Origin of the sequence: Natrarchaeobius halalkaliphilus (assembly GCF_003841485.1) — an archaeon.
Classification (GTDB): Archaea; Halobacteriota; Halobacteria; order Halobacteriales; family Natrialbaceae; genus Natrarchaeobius; species Natrarchaeobius halalkaliphilus.
The window spans coordinates 108701-126090 of sequence record NZ_REFY01000006.1 but is presented as its reverse complement, the minus strand read 5'-3'; the positions used below and the strand labels follow the sequence as shown (position 1 = coordinate 126090).

Sequence of the window (17390 nt, the reverse complement as noted above, 5' to 3'; positions counted from 1 at the left end):
GTTCACCGCCGACGGTTGGAACCAACCGATCCCGACTGGCGCTCGACAGCCGACCAGTGGCGGCCCGTGCTGATTCGTGATGATCAGTGCTATTGGTGGCGGTCAGCGATATCGCACCCCCACGAGAGTCGAGACGGTCCGATCCCCGATCGTTACCGCCGGAGAAGATGCAGGAAGTTAAATAAGAGGCACACCGAAGCGTACGCATGAGTATGGGACAGCGTGTCTCGAGCGATCACCAGCTCGCTCGACTCCTCCAGATCGGCGTCGTTCTCGAGGAAGTCGTCGAGTCACGCGCCGCCCACCACCTCGAGTCGCTCCCCCCCGAACAGCGGGATGCAGTCGACGACGAGATTCGCGAGTTGCTCGTCGAAGCCGCATCCGAGTCGGCCGACCATCGCGAGCGCTTGGAGGCGCTGATCGACGACCTCGACGCCGAAACCGTCGCCTACGAGGAGATCAATGCGCTGGTCGATGCACAGTACGGCCCACCCGAGGATACCGACGGCGTTCTCTACGATCAGCTCTGTAACGAGGAAACGGCTTACAAGTTCTACGACGATCTGATCGATGCGATCGAAGCCTCCGACGTCGAGTTCGCCATCGACCGGGACCGGCTTCTCGAGACGCTGTCGGAGATTCGCACCGAGGAGAAAGAAGGGGCCGAGGAAGTCACCGAGATCATGGAGCATCGAGCATGAACGGGCGAGCGGCGAATACGACCGGCAACGGCCACGCCTCCGGCGGAGGGATGCGATGAACACTGCAGACCAATACCTCAAGGCGATCTACCTCGCACAGCGCATGGACGAAGGGCCGGCATCGACTGGAACCCTCGCGGACATCCTCGGTGTTAGTCCGGCAAGCGTCAACGAGATGATCGGTAAGCTCGAGAACCGGGGGTTCGTCGAACACGAAAAATACAAGGGAGCGAGTCTCACCGACGAGGGCCTCGAGCGAGCCCACAACGCCTTACAGACCTACTGCATCATCGAGCGGTTTCTCACGAACGTTCTCGAAGTCGCGGAGTTTCGCGACGAGGCGCGAACTCTCGAGAGCGTCATCGACGATACGGTCGCAGAGCGCCTCGACACGATCATCGACCGACCCGCGGAGTGTCCGGACTGTTTCGATCCGGAACGCGACTGCTGTGAGCGCCTCGAGGTCTGTGGACCGGCGAACTGAGTCGAAAGCAGCCTCCGCCGTGGCCGCTCAGCGCGATGACCGTCAGGGATTTCGATCCCCGAACCGAACGTACCGCCGACCGAGGAGCGCCGCACCGACCAGCAAAGCGACGACTGTGACACTGAGCTCGATCGGAAGCGACCAGACGCCGCCGTTCCAGTCGGCCTCGAAGACGGCCGCGAAGTACTCACCGGCCGCCCCGCTGTGGAGCGCCACGAGGACCTCGCGGTTGTTCTCGAAGGCGTTGTCGTTCCAGTTCGCACTGCCGACGACGGCGATTTCGCGGTCGATGACGACCCCCTTGGCGTGAACTTTCTCGAACCGATCGCTATCCTCGACCAGTTTCGCCTCGAGCGAGAGCCCTTCGGTGGCGGCGATGGCTTCGAGGTCGTCCGCGAGTGCGGCGTTTTCGTCTTCGTTGTACCACGTCGAATCGAGCAGAATCCGCACGTCGACGCCGCGACGCGCGGCCGCGAGCGTTTCCTCGAGCACGACGACGTCGTCTGCGATACTGGCCTGTTTGACGAGGATTTCGTCGTCCGCATCGGCGAGTAGCTCCGCGAGCCGTCGGTCGGCGTTGTCCGGAGCCACCAGTAACTCGACGGAGTCGACTGGGACCGTCGCCGCCTCGTGGACCGTCTCGAACTCGGACGGACTCGAGACACCGTCGTTCTCGACGAACGTTGCACTCTGGCGAAACGTCGATCCGGACTGGGTGTCCCACCCCTCGAAATCGGCCCTGAATACCGTTTCGAGCTCCGTAGCGAGGGACTCGTCTCCGATCCTGACGCCCCAGCCTCGACTCGATTCGCCGCCGATTCCCGACGGCTTCCAGTTTTCGCTCGTGACCAGAACTCGATCGTCGACGACCGCGTACTTTGGGTGGTGGAACCGATAGCGCGCTCCCTCGCCGCCGATCATCCGAACCTCGACGCCTGCATCTTCGAGCCTCTCGATCATCGAACCGGTCGCTGCCGGCGTTCCCCCGACGGGCCCGGACTCGAGGAGGACGGCGACTTCGACGCCGCGATCGGACGCCTCGACGAGCGCCGTTTCGACTGCCGGAGAGGTAAGCGTATACCCCGCGAGCAAGAGTCGGTCGTCCGCGTCTCGAATCGTCTCGAGTGGAACCGCCGGCGAATCGGGAAGGACGAACGTCGTCGCCGTCTCGGCGTCGATCCGAGCGGTCGAGAAACAGGTACCATCCCGCGGTGTCCAGCGTCCGTCCCCGTCGAGGTCGTCGCTGGTTCGGTGCCAGCGCTGGGCGAGGGGTGCCTCGTCGTAGGCCACCGCATCGACCGTCTCCGTCCCGTTCCGGAGTTCGAGTTCGTCGCCGTCGACTGCGAGCCGGATCGCGCCGTCGAGCCCGAGGACTGGATCGTCCGTCAGTTCGTCCGTGATCTCCGGCTCGGTACTCGCCGCGATGCGGCCCGAAACCGTCACGTTTGGAAATTCGGCGGTCGTGTGACCGTCGGTGAGCGTCCAGCTCTCGAGGTCCGTCTCCGGTGGTGCCTCGAGAACGACGAACTCGCCGGCATTGTTGAAGGTCGTCGGATTCGGGTAGAGCTCGACAACGCGTACAGACTCGAGGTCGGTTTCGGCTGACGTCTCGTGAGCAGGGACACATCCGGGACCGGTCGGGCCCGTAGCCGGACTCGCGAGAGGTCGATCCGCGGTGGGTGCCGTCGAAGGAACGCCGGTGGCGAGAGTGGTCAACAGTAAGAGAGCGGCCGCGACGACGATGGTAACTCGCCTGACGGACATCGCCGGCACTGGTCGCCTTTCCCTACGTAAACTCTCGCTTTCTCACTGCAAAACGGGGGGCGCTCGCCAGCGAACGGCGAGGATGTCGGCGATCGTCACTCGTCGGGAAGCCGGTTCCCCCGATAGATTGCGGCGACCTCCCGATCGACGTCCTCGAGACCGATGATGTCGTCCTCGGTTAGCTCTTCCGTGTCCCACTCCGAGAGATACGCCACGGCGTCGTCGCGATCCGCAAACGGCCTCGGGTTGATCTCCATCACTTCTCCGGTGACGGCGGTTTCGTCCGTGACGATCACGAAGTGTGCCTCGGTCGCATCGATGAGGTCACCCGATTCGAAGTCGGTCACCCACACGGCGGTGACGGGCGAATCCGTGGGCGGAACGGCGTAGTAGGCGAACAGACAGCCGGGCGTATCGAAGACCGCGCCGTCCCCGTTTTCGTGTGCGAGCTGACTCTGCCACTGGGGATACTGCGCCGGTACCATGTTACACACCGGACATCGCAGGTCGTCGGCAAACTCGATCGGCTCGTTCCCCGGATGCTCGAGGCTCGTCTCGAACTGATTTTCTCCACCGTCGCCGTTTTGGTGGTCGTCGTGGGTGGCGTGGTCGCCGTGATCGTCGCCGCTACCGTTCTCCCCCAGACAGCCCGCGAAGCAGACAGCGGTCCCCGTCCCGATCGCCCCGATGAATCGGCGTCGGACCAGCGGCTCGCTCTCGAGTCCGGTCATACTCGGAGGTACCGTCCCGACCGTCAAAACCGGCGTGGTTGGGACATCGAATCCATCGATACCCAACGGACCCCTGGATCGTTATCCAAGCTGTTCGTTCGTCAATCGATGGCGTGCCCGAAACATCGCCTCGAAGCCGATCCGAGAGAACGGCCTACCGAATCGCGCGAGCGGGCCGAGCGGAAGCTCGTACTCGATCTCGTCTCGCAGGACCGTCCGGTCGCCGTGGGCGAAGAAGCTGTGCGTGTGCACCCACTCGTCGAACGGTCCGTGTTCGAGTTCGTCGCGAAAGTACGCCGCGCCGTCGGCGCGTTCGCGCTCAGTTATGACCGAGAGCCAGTACTGGCGCGGGCCCAGGCCAAACGGACGGATCGACACCGAAAGCTCCGATCCGGGCTCGAGAACGTCGGGACCCAGTCGACCGTCGGAACCGATTACGGATTCGACCCGAAGGTCGACCCAGTCGGGCGTGACGTCTTCGAGTCCGGAGGCGCGAGAGTAAAACTGCCAGACGTCCTGAAGCGGTGCATCGATGATCGTCCGCCGGTCGTACGACGGCATATACGTTCCCTACGGAAGCCGAAGCAAAAACTCCCGGCATCGTCTCGGGAGCTAAACACTGAACCGAGAGACAGACTCCGGACGGAACGTCGACGCTGGAAAACCGAACTCGAACGAGGTGTCGGCCGAGAAACGAGAGTTCGAACGACGATCGGCGGAACGAGACGACGGAATCGAGCAGTCGGTTCGTTACTTCAATCGTTCTTGCAAGAACGACGGATGTGCGGCGGTGACGCCATCGATCTCGAGTAGCTCATCGGAGATTATCTCCCCGAGTTCGTCGCCGTCGGCGGCCCGAACTTCGGCCATCAGCATGTGATCGCCACTCGAGCTGTAGAGCGCCTCGATTTCGTCGTACTCTTTCAGCGCTTTCGTCGCTTCGATATAGCGCTCGCTGGCGACGTCGAGACCGACCAGTGCGATCGTCTGGCTCGAGAGTTTCTTCGGATCGATATCCGCCGAGTAGCCGACGATAACGCCGTCCTCTTCGAGCTGTTTGATGTACTTTCGAACCGTCGGCTTCGAGACGTTCGCCCGATCAGCGATCTCAGCGTAGGACGCCTGCGCATCCGATTCGAGAACCTCGAGGATGCGATCTTCCGTCGCCTGGGTACTCATGCGTATTCGTTTTGCTCCGACGGGAAAATATCTTTTGTATACGAAAAGAGAGCGTGGATCTCTTGGCGAAAGTACGACGGGGGCGCGAAACAGCAGTTGACGGCGTATACCGCGAGTGGGAGACCGCTCGGAGCACCAATCACCTGCACTCCAATCGTCATCGGCGGACTTATTCGCCAGGTCGACCCAGTTTCGCCGGAGATGATCGATCCGAACTACATCGGCGCGGCGGTCTGGTTCGTCTGTGGACTCGCGATACTCGGACTCGGCTACCTGATCGGCGTTCACGGCCGTGCCGACCTCCATGCGGACTACGACGAGTCGGTCGATCCGACCTACGCCTCCCGCTGGATCGGCGTCACCGCGGTCGTGATGGGGCTGCTCGTGATTGGCTATGCGGTCCGCGAGGCGATCTACGGCTTTCACCCCTACGCACTCGGCGGACTCGTCCTCACGCTGTTGGTTCTGAGCTACGTCACGAAGCTGTTCGCGCGCGGGTTCGGCTCCCGGGGATAGCACACCGACGATGAGTTACCGTTACGTCGAGACATCCCTAGTGATTCGTTCCGGACCGGAATCGATTGGTTATATAACAATTCACCGACGTTAGTGGTGAGTGTGTCCCCGAACACCCCTGCTCGTCGGTTCGTCGTCCCCCTCCTAGTTCTCGGGACGATCTTCCTTCTGGCCGGCTGCGTCGCGGTTCCCGGCGACGACGGTCTCGAAACGGACCTCGAACAACGGTTCGCAAGCGAAGGACCGCCGGACGAAATCGCGGCGACGCTCGAGGTTCGGTCGTCGATCGACGGTGAAACGACGGTTCGCGAGGAAAACGTCTGGTACCGTACGGACGGTACCAGTCGAGTCGAAAGCACAGACGGAACGCACGTCGTCGTCGTAGACGGACAGTCGCGATGGTCTCACGACAGCGAGACGGGTTCCGTCCAGCGCCTCGAGATCGATCCGAATCAGCCGTCGATCCTCGACGGGCTCTACACCCAACAGACGCGATACGTCGAAAGCGACCGTTACACGCTCACAGAACGCGAAGAGACGACGATCGAGGGTCGAGAAACGTACCGACTCGTCTTCGATCCGCCGGAAAACGAGACGGTCGAGCGATCCGTCGACGTTCTCGTCGGAGACACCGAGTACGTTATTCCACTCGAAACGAGCGAACGAGACATCGAGGATCGAGGGATCGAGCGGATCGAGATCTGGCTGGATAAAGAGACGCTGTTTCCCGTCCGCCACCACCTCGACGGAGACGAAATAGAACTCGAGACCACCTACCGGAACCTCGCGGTCGAACCGGGACTCGAGGACGATCTGTTCGAGTTCGATCCGTCGACGGTATCCGGGATCGGAGATGGCGAAAACGGAGAAACCAGCGAAGATGACGCCGTCGAAGAGATCGCATTGCCGGTGATCGATCACCACGAGACCGTCGAGGCGGCGACCGAGGCGGTTCCGTTCGCGGTTGCCGAACCCGACCGGTCGTCGCTTCCCGAAACCGTCGAACGCGACGGAATACGCAGCTACGAGTTTCCGGACGAAAATCGCACGCAGGTGTCGTTGTTCTACCGCGACGAAGACGGAACGGTGTCGGTGACTACCAGCGACGGTCCCCGCGAGTTCGCGGCCGACGGGACGGAAATCACCGTCGAGACCGCCACCGGAAGGATCGAAGAGACCGACCAGGGAACCGAACTCGAGTGGTCGTGTGACGGTCGTCACTACTCGGTGTTCGCCGCCGATTCGTTCGCAGACGGAACGGCGCTCGAGATCGCAGAATCAACCGCCGCCGAAAACTGCTCGTAGCCGGTGGCTCTCTCAGGATTCGTCCGGACCGGCGTCGGTCGAGTCGGCTCCATCGGCGTGTTCGGGATCGTCGTTTCCATCCGATCCGTCGGCGGATTCGCCGGTCGAATGAGGTGTGTCCTCGTCCGGCGTTTCCTCGGGTTCGATCGAATCGGTCTGCGTCGGCTGGGCCTGTTCGGGATCGGGACCCGCCGCTTCACCGACTTCGTCGGCCGTTGCTGAATCGGAGACGTCGATCGAGACGCGATCGTCGTCGGTGTTTCGTCGCGGATCTCGTGTATCGTCCGCCTCCAGTGTCGGCTTCGATCGCGGTTCGGATTCCTCGGTCGCCTCGGTGAACTCGATCCGCGACTCCTCGTCGGCCGCCGCAGACTCCATCTCAGTACTCGAGTCGGTCGTCGCTTCCTCCACCGACCGACGCGCCCGGAGGCCGTAGCCGACCAGCGCACCGCCGGCGATCGTCTTCGGAACCGCGCCGAGCCGTCGCCGTCTCAGCGATCGAAGCGCGGATAGGAGAACGACGCCGCCGGCTGCCAGCGCGACAGTTCGTTCGTCCAGACCGTTGCCAACCATCGAGGCGGCGGTCTCCGCCGCGTTCGGTAATCCGAACTCGTCGATCGCGTCCGATTCGTCGATCAGGTCCGTCGTCGGTCTCTCGTCGTCGTACTCATTGGTCATCGGATATCCTCGAGCGATCGTGCTCGAGCCAGCTACTGGGTCCAGTCCATTGAATCCACTGCCGTCGTACTCACCGGTGTCCACGACTGGATCGCGGTCGCTCGAGACGGATGCTCGCACAGAGATATCAGGACGATTGGTCGCCTCGAAACGCTTCCGTTACGGGCTCAGTCGCTGACGATCCCGTGGGAAGAGCACGGCTTCGCGAATGTTCTCGAGGCCGAGGAGCGTCATGACGAGGCGCTCGCCGCCAAGTCCGAAGCCGGCGTGGGGCGGCATGCCGTATCTGAACATCTTCGTGTAGTACTCGAACTGATCGGGATCGAGTCCCTGCTGTTCGAAGCCTTCGATGAGTTTCTCGTGGCGGTGTTCGCGCTGTCCACCGGACACCAGTTCCATGCGCGGATGCATCAGGTCGAAGCCGGTGGAGAGGTCGGGATCGTCGTCGTGATCCTGAATGTAAAACGGCTTGATCTCGCTTGGCCAGTCCGTGACGAAATAGTGGCCGCCGACGTCCTGTCCGAGCGCTCGTTCGGCTTCCGTCGAGAGGTCGTCACCCCAGACCAGTTGATCGTCGAGTTCGCCGGTCGCGTTGATTCGTTCGATGGCTTCCTCGTAGCTGATTCGCGGGAACTCGCCGTCCGGAACCGCAAAGTCGTCCTCGAGACCGAGCGCCTTGAGTTCGTCGCTACAGTTCTCGACGACGGCTTCGTAGGCGGCCGTGACGATGCCCTCAGCGACGTCCATCGCGTCGGCTTCGTCACAGAACGCGCCCTCGAAATCGATCGAGGTAGCTTCGTTGAGGTGACGCGGCGTGTTGTGTTCTTCGGCGCGGAAGATCGGACCGATCTCGAAGACGCGCTCGACGTTCGAGCCGGCGATCAGCTGTTTGAACAGCTGTGGCGACTGGTTCATGAACGCCTCCTCGCCAAAGTAGGTTATCGGGAACAGTTCGGTACCGCCTTCGGTCCCCGTGGCGACGATCTTCGGGGTGTTGATCTCCGTACAGCGGTACTCACGGAATCGGTCGCGGACCGCACGCATGATCTCCGAGCGGATCTCGAAGACCGCCTGGACCTGGTCTTTTCGCAGATCGAGCGTCCGGTTGTCGAGTCGCGTCGAGAGGTCGGCGTCAACCTTCCCAGACGGATCGAGCGGCAGTTCCGGATCGGCAGCGGAGACGATCTCGACCGACTCCGGCGTGACCTCGACGCCGGTCGGGGCACGGGGTTCCTCTTCGACCGCACCGGAGACGCTCACGACGCTCTCGCGGGCGGCACCGAGGCCGGTCTCGACCAGGTCGTCGTCCATCTCGTCTTTTTCGAATTTGATCTGTATCTTCCCGGTCGCGTCCCGGAGAATCAAGAACGCGATTCCGCCGAGGTCCCGAATCTCGTGGACCCAGCCGGCGACGGTGACGTCGTCGCCTGGCTCGGCGTCGGCCGTGTAAGTTCTATCCTGCATATCACCCGATTCACGTAGCCGGAACTTAAGCCCAGTCGTTCGCGTCCGGTCGGTTACTGGCTGACACGGACCCTCGTTTGATCGCCTCCGCCCGAAACCGGTCGGCCCCCACCCGAGACCGTGGTCCGTCCCGAATCCGAACGCTGAAACGACGAGGCTGTGATCACGTCGGTATGGGAACCCCACTGGCATCGACCGGCGAACAGGCCGAAGAGGTCGTCAACCGCCTCGAAGAAGCCTATCCCGATTCGACGATTTCGTTGCGCTACGCGGACCGCCTCGAGTTACTGATCGCCGTTATTCTCTCCGCACAGTGTACGGACGAACGGGTCAACTCGGAAACCGAGCACCTCTTCGAGAAGTACGACGGTGCCAAAGACTACGCGAACGTTCCACAGGACGAACTTGCCGAGGACCTGAACTCGATTACGTACTACAACAACAAAGCGAAGTACATCCGGAGCGCCTGCGAGTCGATCGTCGAGGATCACGACGGCGAGGTTCCGGACACGATGGCCGAGCTGACCGACCTCTCGGGTGTCGGCCGAAAGACGGCGAACGTCGTGCTCCAGCACGGTCACGACGTCGTCGAGGGAATCGTCGTCGACACGCACGTCCAGCGGCTCTCGAGGCGACTGGGACTGACCGAAGAGGAGTATCCGGAGCCGATCGAGGCGGAGTTGATGGAGATCGTCCTCGAGGACTACTGGCAGCAGTTCACCCACCTCTGTATCGATCACGGACGCGCGACCTGTACGGCTCGCAACCCCGATTGCAGCGCCTGCGTTCTCGCGGATATCTGTCCGTCGGAGAAGGGCGACGGCGAGGTCGACCTCGCGTCGGGCGATCCCTGGTGAGCCCTCTCCTTCTCGCGATCCGATCTTCCGTCGCAGGCCCAACGCTTTTGCGTGGATCGGCGGTACTCCCGTCCGCGATCACCATGACTACTGACCAGAACGAGACTGGCGAGACCGAACCGGACGAGGACGATCGAGACGTCAATCGGAAAGACGAACACGGTCGAGATATCGAACTCGCTCGCGAGGACACTGACGCCGAGGAGGACGAATCGGAGCTCACTGAGGCGGAAAAAGAAGCCCGCGAACGCCGGGACGAAAAACAGCGACGACAGGACATCGACCACAAATCGACCCAGCGGGAGAACGACGCCCTCGAGAACGAGAACCCGGATCATCACCGAGACGAAGAACCGTACAACAGCTAACCGGTGGGCGCGATTCGGTGTCGACGACGTCAGCTCGAATCGGGGACGGTAAGCACCGCGGAGGTTTCCGAAGCCGAGACTGAGACGCTCTCTCCGGCCGGTATACGCTCGACGCTCCGGTCGTCGACACAGAGGACGACCGGATCTTCGTCGCGTTCGACCGAGAGCGTGAGTTCGTCGTCCGGGAGCACCCACTGGCGAGTTCGGGTTACGAACGGCGCGATCGGGACGACGACGAGCGCGTCGATCGCCCGCGAAAGCAACGGTCCGTCGACCGTGCTCGCATAGCCGTGACTTCCGGCGGCCGTCGCCGCGACGACGCCGTCGGCGCGAAACTGCGCGATCGACTCGTCGCGACTGCGGACGCCGTACTCGGAGATCTGTGCCGGCTCTTCGGTAACGAGTGTGACGTCGAACACGCCGCGATCGCGTCGCCCGCGAGGCGTCTCTGCGGTCAAAAGCGGCTGTTCACTGAGGACTGCACCGCCGTCGAGAGCCGCCTCGAGCGCACCTTCGACCGAAGTGCGATCGATCGTCGGAACACCCGGGACGGTTCCAACGGGGAGTATCGGGGTGGCGCGCGCTCTCGAGGCGGCCTCCGTAAGCGCCCGCTCCCCCGGTGTAACGAGGAGAGACGGCTCGTCCGCGAGGACGTCCTCGAGATTCCCCGAAACGGCGGCCGCACCCAGATCCGCGATGCTCGACTCGACGTCGACGATCGAACGGTCGGTACCGGACGCGATGGACGCCGCCGAGCCAGGCGACTCGCCGTTGGCGGGGGGTCGTTCCGTGACGAGCCCGATCAGCGGATCCGACTCGGGAGCCCATGCGGTACGACTCATGTGGATGCCTTCCGGCGGATCGACCAAAAGGGTGCGGATTCACGCGTCAGGGCTGGTCCGGTACCGGGCTCGAGGTCGTACACGAAGAACTGAATCTTTTTTACCTCGCTTGCACTCGAGACAGGTATGCGGGAGACGCTTGCCGAGTGGCGGCCGGCCGTAGATGAGGCGCTTGCAGACCTCGTTCCACGGGAGATCGACGCCGAATACCTCGAGACATTTTTCGGTGAGCCGACCTACGAGTACGATCCGGACGGGATTCAGCGGGCGCTTTCGGATCCGCTCTGGGATCTGCTCGATCGGGGCGGAAAACGCTGGCGAGCGGTCCTCTTTCTCGTTCTCGTCGAGGGGTTCGGAGCGGACCCGATGGAGTACCTCCCGTACGCGTGCATCCCGGAGATCCTTCACAACGGAACGATCATCGTCGATGACGTCGAAGACGAAGCCGCAAAGCGGCGGGGAGAACCGGCGTTACACCACCTCTACGGACAGGACGTCGCACTGAACGCGGGCAACGCGATGTACTTCCTTCCGCTGAAGATCCTGACCGAAAATCCGGCGGACCTCCCAGACGACCGGCGACTGGCGGCCTACGAGATGTTGATGTACGAACTCAACCGGACTCATCTCGGCCAGGGGATGGACATCTGCTGGCACAACGAGCGCGAAGTCAGGATCACCCCGGCGGAGTACCTCGAGATGTGTGCGTGCAAGACCGGCTGTCTCGGGAGAATCGTCGCTCGTCTCGCCGCGATCATCACCGACCAGCCGGACGACGTCGAGGAAACGGTCGCGAACTACGCGGAGCTGACGGCCGTCGCCTTTCAGATCGGTGACGATATCCTGGACGTGGAGAACTCGCTCGGACGGGCCGGCGAGTTCGGAAAGGAGTTCGGCAACGACGTTCGGGAAGGGAAAAAGACGCTGCTCGTGATTCACGCGATCGAAGAGAGCGCACCCGAGAACGCCCTGCGTCTGGAAGAGATCCTCGAGGCCGACGCGAACACCGACGAGGAAGTACTCGAGGCGTTGACGATCATCGAAAACGCGGGGAGCATCGAGTACGCTCGAAACAGAGCGCTCGAACTCGCAGCACAGGCGCGCACCGAGGCGACCGAACTCGAGTTCGACGAGGAGACGACGCGAAAGCTGACGGAGTTTACCCGATTCGTCATCGACCGTGACGTCTGAGACGGCTGCTGTACTGATCAATCGGTGTTATTCCTGTGACTGCAAACGTTTCGTCGTCTGAACGAGTGGGTGGCGGGCGTAATCGACGACATCGATGTCGCTGATTCCCTCTAACTCCTCTTTGGCCGCCGTTTTCGCCATTCCGAGTTCGATCTCGCCGGCGATGACGATGACGTAGGCATCCATCTCGTCGATTCCTAAGCGATCGGCGGCAAGCACCCGATGATGCCCGTCCGCGAGCAAGAGCGTGCCGCCGTTGTCGATCACCACCAGCGGTTCAGCGAGGCCGCGGTCGAGTTCGTAGCGTCGACCCTCGAGTTCGTCGGCGTAGACCTTGCCCTGAGTTGGCGTGAGTTCGGAGAGGGGAACGGTCCGACGCTCTTCACCGAGTTCGATCTCGTGAATCTGCTCCAAAGTTCGTTTCAACTTCCCGACCTTCTCGGGGGTCGCTCGCTCGATCTGACTGCGGATGACGTCGGCGTTGGAGATGATTCCCACGAGGTTCCCCGCGTCGTCGACGACGGGGAGTTTCTGGATTCCGGATCGAAGAATAACGCGTGCCGCGTCGTTTACCTTCATATCCGGATGTGCGACGAGTAGATCGGTCGTCATTACCTTGAAGATCGGTTCGTCGTTCGAGGCGAGCAACAGATCACGGGCGCTGACGAATCCTTCGACGCGACGGCGATCACAGACGGGGAACCCGCTGTGCTTGTCGCTCTCGGCGATCCGCTTTGCAACCGAACCGACGGTCGTGTCCGGCGAGACCGTCGCAACGTCCCGAGTCATGTACTCCTCGACCTGGGGTTTTCTCCTGTCCGACGCGACGTCCATACGTGACACGTAACGGCCGCGAGCGCAAAAGTACTGTTACCCGTCGGTGTCGCGCGGTCGTGTAGGGACGCTTTCTCGGTTGAGACGGACCGCTATCAGTCAGTTCCGGTACGACCGTAACGCAACGATATGGGATGCACTACGCCGTTACAGCAGTCCGTCTCAGGCCGATTCACCGCCGTCAGTCTCTCCGTGCTGCGTGAACAGCCACTCGCTGGTTCGCGTGTAGGTGCCGACGGACGATCCTGGTCGCGTGTCGATCGCTTCGAAGAACCGGTTGGTAATCACCTCTTCGACGACGCTAACGATCGAATCGACTTCGTCCGAATCGTCTACATCACCGAGGATCCCGATTTCGAGCTGTGCACCGGCCATGTCCGCGTGGCCACCCGCGCTGCCGATCCGATCGAACGCGTCACGAAGCGTCGCACCGAGGTCGATATCGTTCGCTCGAGACCGCGCGGAGAGAAACGCCATCTCGTCTTCGAATCCGAACACGAGCGTCGTTTCGACCCCTTCCATCGCGAGTAACTGATCGGCCGCCTGGGGCAACGCATCGCGATCGGTCAATCGGCCGACGCTCGCGACCGCGATCGAATCGCGTCGAATTCGGTTCTGTATCGCCCGGGCGATCGTCCCGAGGGTCTCCCCGTCGACCGTCGGCTGTTCGATTCGCTCGAGCAGGGACGTATCGACGTGGGGCCACAGGATCGAAGCGGCTCGAAAGTCCGCCGGAGCGACCTCACGCATAAAATCGTTCGTGTCGATACGAATCCCGTACAAGAGGGCGGTCGCTGTCGCGGGATGGAACGTGAGACTGAACCGGTCGATATACTCGGTCAGGACCGTGCTGGTCGCGCCAGCGTGTTCGCGGAGGTCGACGAACGACGCCGAGACCGGACCACGCGGCGGATGGTGGTCGATGACGATATCGACGTAGAGTTCCTCGGGAAGCTGGTCGTTGACGCCCGGTCGGGAGTGATCGACCAGAGCGAACGCGTCGTAGTCCGTCAACGGTTCGTCCGGCGAAAGATTTCGGAGGTCGAGATCGAGCAGGTTGACCATCGCCCGGTTTTCCTGATGTGAGATGTCTCCGAAGTAACAGGCATCCGCCTCGAGTCCCACCGCGGCGGCGATGTCGACGAGTGCGACCGCACTCGCGATCGCGTCCGGATCCGGGTTGTCGTGGGTAACGACCGCGAGCCGTCCGTCGATCGACTCGAGGTGTTGACGGAGTTCGATCGCGGTCTCGGCCGAGGGACTGGCCGTTTGGTCGAGAACGCCGTCGACGATCGAATCGGCGGCGTCGATGACGTGATCTGCGAGTTCATCGAAGAGCGATCGATCGTTTTCGGATGGATTGCCGCCTCGATAGGCGACGATCGATGCGCGCGGAAACTGCGCTCTCGCCGTCTCGAGGATGGCCCGGTTTACGTCGCTTCGATCAGCGCCGACGAAGAGAACGTCGGGAGCGTCGACGTTTCGGATGACGCTGGCATCGGTGGGATCACCCTGACGAGCGGGAACGCTCTCGTCACGAAGCGCCTCGACTGCGGCTTCGTCGTCCGCGATGACCAGCAAACGGCCGTCGTTGTCGCGCTCGGACAGCCGTTCGACGACGTGGCGACCGACGGTCCCACAGCCGAGCACGAGCCGGAAAACCATGGTCGCGGGTTGCGACCGCGATGGGTAAAAGCTACCGGGTTTCGCGCCGAAACCGTCTCGATCGGTTCGTGAGTCGTAGAGCTGCTGTGTGTCACCTCCGAGGTATCCGAATCGAGTCCTTCGATCGGGCCGGTAGCCCGCTACAGCTATTCGTATCAGTCACCGGTCGTCCAGGATCGTCTCGAGTGCCTGAAACGGTTCGTCGCACGCCAGATGGACGGAGACCTCGTCGGCTACCGGCTCGGATACCAGCTCCCGTTCGAGAAATTCGATCACGATCTCCTCGGCCTGTCGTTGGTCCCGAACCCCCCTTGATTGGTTCATAACGCGTTCTCACCGGTGAGAGGTGGTGGGAAGATAAATATCTATTGGATATTTCCGATGGACTTCGTCTCGGATCAACGGAGTTTTTGAGGCTATACCGCGTCTATCGTGGCCAGTGACGGTCACCACCAACCCGGCCACACGGGGGCCGGTCGGTGACGGACAACGGATACAGCGGCAGCCGATACGAGCGCCGGAAACCGGAGATAGCGCCATCGAAACCCGTACGGTGGTGGTGAAATGGCACTCTACCGCACGGGTACTCGAACGTGACGAAATCTCGATATAAGTGACCCTGAATTGGCAAGCCGCGTGTTCGAAACTTCGAAATCGAAGGTCCGTGTCCGGCGACGAAACGAAGTCTACACGCACACGCTGGCCGGGTCCTTTTCTTTCGGCTCCTGAAACGCGAGTACATGAGCGAACGCGACCCGGACCGAGATCGCACACAGGATCGGGCCGAACGGCGCGCATCGCGGCGAGCGGATCGGACCGAATCGATTCTGGAGGACGTCGACCGCAACCTCGGGGAGTTCGAGTACCCGATTACCAGCGAGGAACTCGCGGCCGAGTACGGGAGCGAACCGATCGACATGCCGAACGAAACCGAGTCACTCGGAAGCGTCTTCGATCGGCTCGCCGGGGAGCAGTACGCCGATCCAGAGGCAGTCCGAGAAGCGGTGTACGGCGCGATCACCGGCGAGTCCGGTGATCGGAACGAAGCGAACGCCGAACGCGATCTCGATCGTCTGGACGAGGGCCAACAGGACTCCCGTGGTGAAGACGGACGTGGTCCTCTCTGAGTCGGCATCATCCTCGAGGAAGACCGTACGACGGGGACCGGATCCCGGTTCCGTCGGCCGCACTGTGAGAGCAGAACGGATTTACGTCAGCGTCGTCTGTTCTCGTGTATGGATTACGAGTCGAGTCTCGAGCGGGCGATGGACGACGTCCCGGATATCGGGGGCGACGAACAGCGGCTACAGATCCCCGACGCGCGGGCCCAGAAGGACGGCGCGTTTACGCGGTTTACCAACCTCGGAGAGATTGCGGACGTTCTCTCGCGGGAGGACGAACACCTTCACCGATTCGTCCAGCGCGAGATGGGAACGAGCGGAAAACTCGAGGACGGACGCGGACGATACAACGGTACGTTCTCGACGACGGATTTCGACGCTGCGATCGACGCCTACGTCGACGAGTACGTCCTCTGTTCGGAGTGTGGACTGCCGGATACGCGTCTCGTCCGCGAGGATCGGACGCCGATGCTCCGGTGTGACGCCTGCGGTGCGTTCCGTCCGGTGACCAAACGCTCGACGACCAGCCAACAGCACCAGCAGGCAGACGCCGTCGAAGAAGGAAAAACCTACACCGTCGAGATCACCGGCACCGGCCGCAAGGGAGACGGCGTCGCGGAGAAAGGAAGTTATACGATCTTCGTCCCCGGCTCGGAGGAAGGGGACGTCGTCGAGATTTACATCAAGAACATCTCGGGCAACCTCGCGTTCGCTCGACTGGCCTGATCGGTCCGTACCCGACCGGCGGGACCGACGGATCGCGGTTCGCACACCGGCCGTCCATCCGGCGGTGACGACACAGCCACGATCGGTTCGGGACTCGAGTTCCGTCGTTGCGTCCGATCGGATCGCGAAGCTAAAGTACACTTGTGGTAGTTACACGACCGTGGGAGTCTCGTTCGATCTCTTCGGAACGCTCGTCACCGCCGACAGGCCCGTCGACCCGGCCGAAGCCGTCGCAGCCGAACTCGAGGCGCGCGACGTCTCCGTTCCCGACGACTGGAGCCAGGCGTACGCCGAGCGACACGTCGACGCTCCCGTGGGTGCGGAGGTTCCACTCCCCGCCCACGTTTCACACGCGCTCGCGAGCCGCGGAGTCGCCTGGACGGAGAACGCCGTGCGGCGCGCAGTCGTCGCCGCCTTCGATCCCGCGGTCGAAACTGCTCCCGGTGCGCTCGAGTCGATCGAGGCCGCCCGTGCGCGCGGTCCGGTCGCGATCTGTTCGAACTGTAGCGTTCCCGAACTGGTGAGCCGGACGATCGTCAGAGCCGCGTTCGATCGGGACGACTTCGACGCGATCGTGACGAGCGTCGGCTGTGGCTGGCGCAAACCCGCTCCCGAAATATTCGAGCTGACGGCCGACGAACTCGGCGTTGCTCCGGAAGAGCTCAAACACGTTGGCGACGATCCGAGAACCGACGGCGGCGTCGAACGAATCGGCGGAACCGCAGTGGTGCTCGAAGATTCCCCGCTCGAGTCGGTTCCGGATCGTCTCGCCCATACGAGCGGAGGGACCGACCGATGATCGAGAGCGTGACGAGGCGGAACGGCGTCGAAGACGCAGCTGGGAACGCAACCGGTGACGACGAGCGTCTCGCGGTCCGGCCGAACTGGGAAATGAGCTGCGAAGTGAATCGCCGTACGAGTCACGGAAGGGATCACCGTACGAGAGGACGATCGGAACGGAACC

General features: G+C 62.4%; 20 protein-coding genes. 10 read left to right on the top strand and 10 right to left on the bottom strand.

The window, feature by feature from the left end; translation table 11 throughout:
• Positions 1-206 precede the first annotated feature (206 nt).
• Positions 207-701 carry a ferritin-like domain-containing protein gene (locus EA462_RS15120; RefSeq protein ID WP_124179421.1) on the top strand — a complete coding sequence of 165 codons (495 nt, stop codon included), beginning with the start codon at positions 207-209 and terminating at the stop codon, positions 699-701.
• 55 nt (positions 702-756) lie between these two features.
• A complete protein-coding gene (locus tag EA462_RS15115) occupies positions 757-1185 on the top strand; it encodes a metal-dependent transcriptional regulator (RefSeq protein WP_124179420.1) in 429 nt (142 codons plus the stop codon).
• 42 nt (positions 1186-1227) lie between these two features.
• Here the strand turns inward: EA462_RS15115 and EA462_RS15110 are convergent, their stop codons facing one another.
• From EA462_RS15110 to lrpA1, 4 genes are all read right to left on the bottom strand, one after another.
• Positions 1228-2949: a phospholipase D-like domain-containing protein gene (locus EA462_RS15110; protein ID WP_124179419.1), complete on the bottom strand. Its 1722-nt coding sequence runs from the start codon at positions 2947-2949 to the stop codon at positions 1228-1230.
• A gap of 95 nt (positions 2950-3044) precedes the next feature.
• Complete coding sequence (locus tag EA462_RS15105) at positions 3045-3680, bottom strand: nitrous oxide reductase accessory protein NosL (protein WP_124179418.1); 636 nt, start codon at positions 3678-3680, stop codon at positions 3045-3047.
• 81 nt (positions 3681-3761) lie between these two features.
• A complete protein-coding gene (locus EA462_RS15100; RefSeq protein ID WP_124179417.1) occupies positions 3762-4241 on the bottom strand; it encodes an SRPBCC family protein in 480 nt (159 codons plus the stop codon).
• Between the two features lie 189 nt (positions 4242-4430).
• On the bottom strand, positions 4431-4859 hold the full coding sequence (gene lrpA1 / locus EA462_RS15095; RefSeq protein WP_124179416.1) for an HTH-type transcriptional regulator LrpA1: 429 nt from the start codon (positions 4857-4859) through the stop codon (positions 4431-4433).
• Between the two features lie 201 nt (positions 4860-5060).
• Between lrpA1 and EA462_RS15090 the strand changes: the two genes are divergently transcribed.
• Entirely contained in the window at positions 5061-5375 is a 315-nt protein-coding gene (locus EA462_RS15090; protein ID WP_124179415.1) for a hypothetical protein, read from the top strand.
• Between the two features lie 102 nt (positions 5376-5477).
• Positions 5478-6680, top strand: a complete 1203-nt coding sequence (locus EA462_RS15085) for a LolA family protein (RefSeq protein ID WP_124179414.1) — start codon at positions 5478-5480, stop codon at positions 6678-6680.
• 12 nt (positions 6681-6692) lie between these two features.
• On the opposite strand, the gene EA462_RS15080 is transcribed toward EA462_RS15085, so the two are convergent.
• Together EA462_RS15080 and aspS are read right to left on the bottom strand one after the other, a co-directional pair.
• Entirely contained in the window at positions 6693-7478 is a 786-nt protein-coding gene (locus tag EA462_RS15080; protein ID WP_124179413.1) for a hypothetical protein, read from the bottom strand.
• Positions 7479-7517: 39 nt separating this feature from the next.
• Positions 7518-8822 carry an aspartate--tRNA(Asn) ligase gene (gene aspS, locus EA462_RS15075; RefSeq protein WP_124179412.1) on the bottom strand — a complete coding sequence of 435 codons (1305 nt, stop codon included), beginning with the start codon at positions 8820-8822 and terminating at the stop codon, positions 7518-7520.
• A gap of 173 nt (positions 8823-8995) precedes the next feature.
• Between aspS and nth the strand changes: the two genes are divergently transcribed.
• Positions 8996-9679, top strand: a complete 684-nt coding sequence (gene nth, locus EA462_RS15070) for an endonuclease III (RefSeq protein WP_124179411.1) — start codon at positions 8996-8998, stop codon at positions 9677-9679.
• An 83-nt stretch (positions 9680-9762) separates the two neighbouring features.
• Entirely contained in the window at positions 9763-10047 is a 285-nt protein-coding gene (locus tag EA462_RS15065; RefSeq protein WP_124179410.1) for a hypothetical protein, read from the top strand.
• 29 nt (positions 10048-10076) lie between these two features.
• Here EA462_RS15065 and EA462_RS15060 read toward each other — a convergent pair whose 3' ends face one another.
• Positions 10077-10889, bottom strand: a complete 813-nt coding sequence (locus EA462_RS15060) for an NAD(+)/NADH kinase (RefSeq protein ID WP_124179409.1) — start codon at positions 10887-10889, stop codon at positions 10077-10079.
• A gap of 126 nt (positions 10890-11015) precedes the next feature.
• On the opposite strand from EA462_RS15060, the gene EA462_RS15055 reads away from it, so the two are divergent.
• Positions 11016-12080, top strand: coding sequence for a polyprenyl synthetase family protein (locus EA462_RS15055; protein WP_124179408.1), 1065 nt, complete (start codon positions 11016-11018; stop codon positions 12078-12080).
• 27 nt (positions 12081-12107) lie between these two features.
• Here EA462_RS15055 and EA462_RS15050 read toward each other — a convergent pair whose 3' ends face one another.
• From EA462_RS15050 to EA462_RS17395, 3 genes are all read right to left on the bottom strand, one after another.
• The gene (locus EA462_RS15050) at positions 12108-12914 is read right to left on the bottom strand and encodes a CBS domain-containing protein (protein WP_124179407.1); all 807 of its coding nucleotides are present in this window, start codon (positions 12912-12914) and stop codon (positions 12108-12110) included.
• Between the two features lie 162 nt (positions 12915-13076).
• Complete coding sequence (locus EA462_RS15045; RefSeq protein WP_124179406.1) at positions 13077-14579, bottom strand: DHH family phosphoesterase; 1503 nt, start codon at positions 14577-14579, stop codon at positions 13077-13079.
• Between the two features lie 159 nt (positions 14580-14738).
• A complete protein-coding gene (locus EA462_RS17395; RefSeq protein ID WP_165872101.1) occupies positions 14739-14903 on the bottom strand; it encodes a hypothetical protein in 165 nt (54 codons plus the stop codon).
• A gap of 416 nt (positions 14904-15319) precedes the next feature.
• On the opposite strand from EA462_RS17395, the gene EA462_RS15040 reads away from it, so the two are divergent.
• The 3 genes from EA462_RS15040 to EA462_RS15030 all read left to right on the top strand — a co-directional run bounded on the left by EA462_RS15040 (position 15320) and on the right by EA462_RS15030 (position 17225).
• A complete protein-coding gene (locus EA462_RS15040) occupies positions 15320-15706 on the top strand; it encodes a DUF5789 family protein (protein WP_124179405.1) in 387 nt (128 codons plus the stop codon).
• Positions 15707-15814: 108 nt separating this feature from the next.
• On the top strand, positions 15815-16426 hold the full coding sequence (locus tag EA462_RS15035) for a translation initiation factor IF-2 subunit beta (protein WP_124179404.1): 612 nt from the start codon (positions 15815-15817) through the stop codon (positions 16424-16426).
• Between the two features lie 160 nt (positions 16427-16586).
• A complete protein-coding gene (locus EA462_RS15030; RefSeq protein WP_124179403.1) occupies positions 16587-17225 on the top strand; it encodes an HAD family hydrolase in 639 nt (212 codons plus the stop codon).
• The last annotated feature ends 165 nt before the right edge of the window (positions 17226-17390 follow it).

Coding starts and splice junctions, on each gene's coding strand:
- EA462_RS15120 (WP_124179421.1), top strand. CDS start 207: ATGAGTATGGGACAGCGTGTCTCGAGCGATCACCAGCTCGCTCGACTC.
- EA462_RS15115 (WP_124179420.1), top strand. CDS start 757: ATGAACACTGCAGACCAATACCTCAAGGCGATCTACCTCGCACAGCGC.
- EA462_RS15110 (WP_124179419.1), bottom strand. CDS start 2,949: ATGTCCGTCAGGCGAGTTACCATCGTCGTCGCGGCCGCTCTCTTACTG.
- EA462_RS15105 (WP_124179418.1), bottom strand. CDS start 3,680: ATGACCGGACTCGAGAGCGAGCCGCTGGTCCGACGCCGATTCATCGGG.
- EA462_RS15100 (WP_124179417.1), bottom strand. CDS start 4,241: ATGCCGTCGTACGACCGGCGGACGATCATCGATGCACCGCTTCAGGAC.
- lrpA1 (WP_124179416.1), bottom strand. CDS start 4,859: ATGAGTACCCAGGCGACGGAAGATCGCATCCTCGAGGTTCTCGAATCG.
- EA462_RS15090 (WP_124179415.1), top strand. CDS start 5,061: ATGATCGATCCGAACTACATCGGCGCGGCGGTCTGGTTCGTCTGTGGA.
- aspS (WP_124179412.1), bottom strand. CDS start 8,822: ATGCAGGATAGAACTTACACGGCCGACGCCGAGCCAGGCGACGACGTC.
- nth (WP_124179411.1), top strand. CDS start 8,996: ATGGGAACCCCACTGGCATCGACCGGCGAACAGGCCGAAGAGGTCGTC.
- EA462_RS15065 (WP_124179410.1), top strand. CDS start 9,763: ATGACTACTGACCAGAACGAGACTGGCGAGACCGAACCGGACGAGGAC.
- EA462_RS15060 (WP_124179409.1), bottom strand. CDS start 10,889: ATGAGTCGTACCGCATGGGCTCCCGAGTCGGATCCGCTGATCGGGCTC.
- EA462_RS15055 (WP_124179408.1), top strand. CDS start 11,016: ATGCGGGAGACGCTTGCCGAGTGGCGGCCGGCCGTAGATGAGGCGCTT.
- EA462_RS15050 (WP_124179407.1), bottom strand. CDS start 12,914: ATGGACGTCGCGTCGGACAGGAGAAAACCCCAGGTCGAGGAGTACATG.
- EA462_RS15045 (WP_124179406.1), bottom strand. CDS start 14,579: ATGGTTTTCCGGCTCGTGCTCGGCTGTGGGACCGTCGGTCGCCACGTC.
- EA462_RS17395 (WP_165872101.1), bottom strand. CDS start 14,903: ATGAACCAATCAAGGGGGGTTCGGGACCAACGACAGGCCGAGGAGATC.
- EA462_RS15040 (WP_124179405.1), top strand. CDS start 15,320: ATGAGCGAACGCGACCCGGACCGAGATCGCACACAGGATCGGGCCGAA.
- EA462_RS15035 (WP_124179404.1), top strand. CDS start 15,815: ATGGATTACGAGTCGAGTCTCGAGCGGGCGATGGACGACGTCCCGGAT.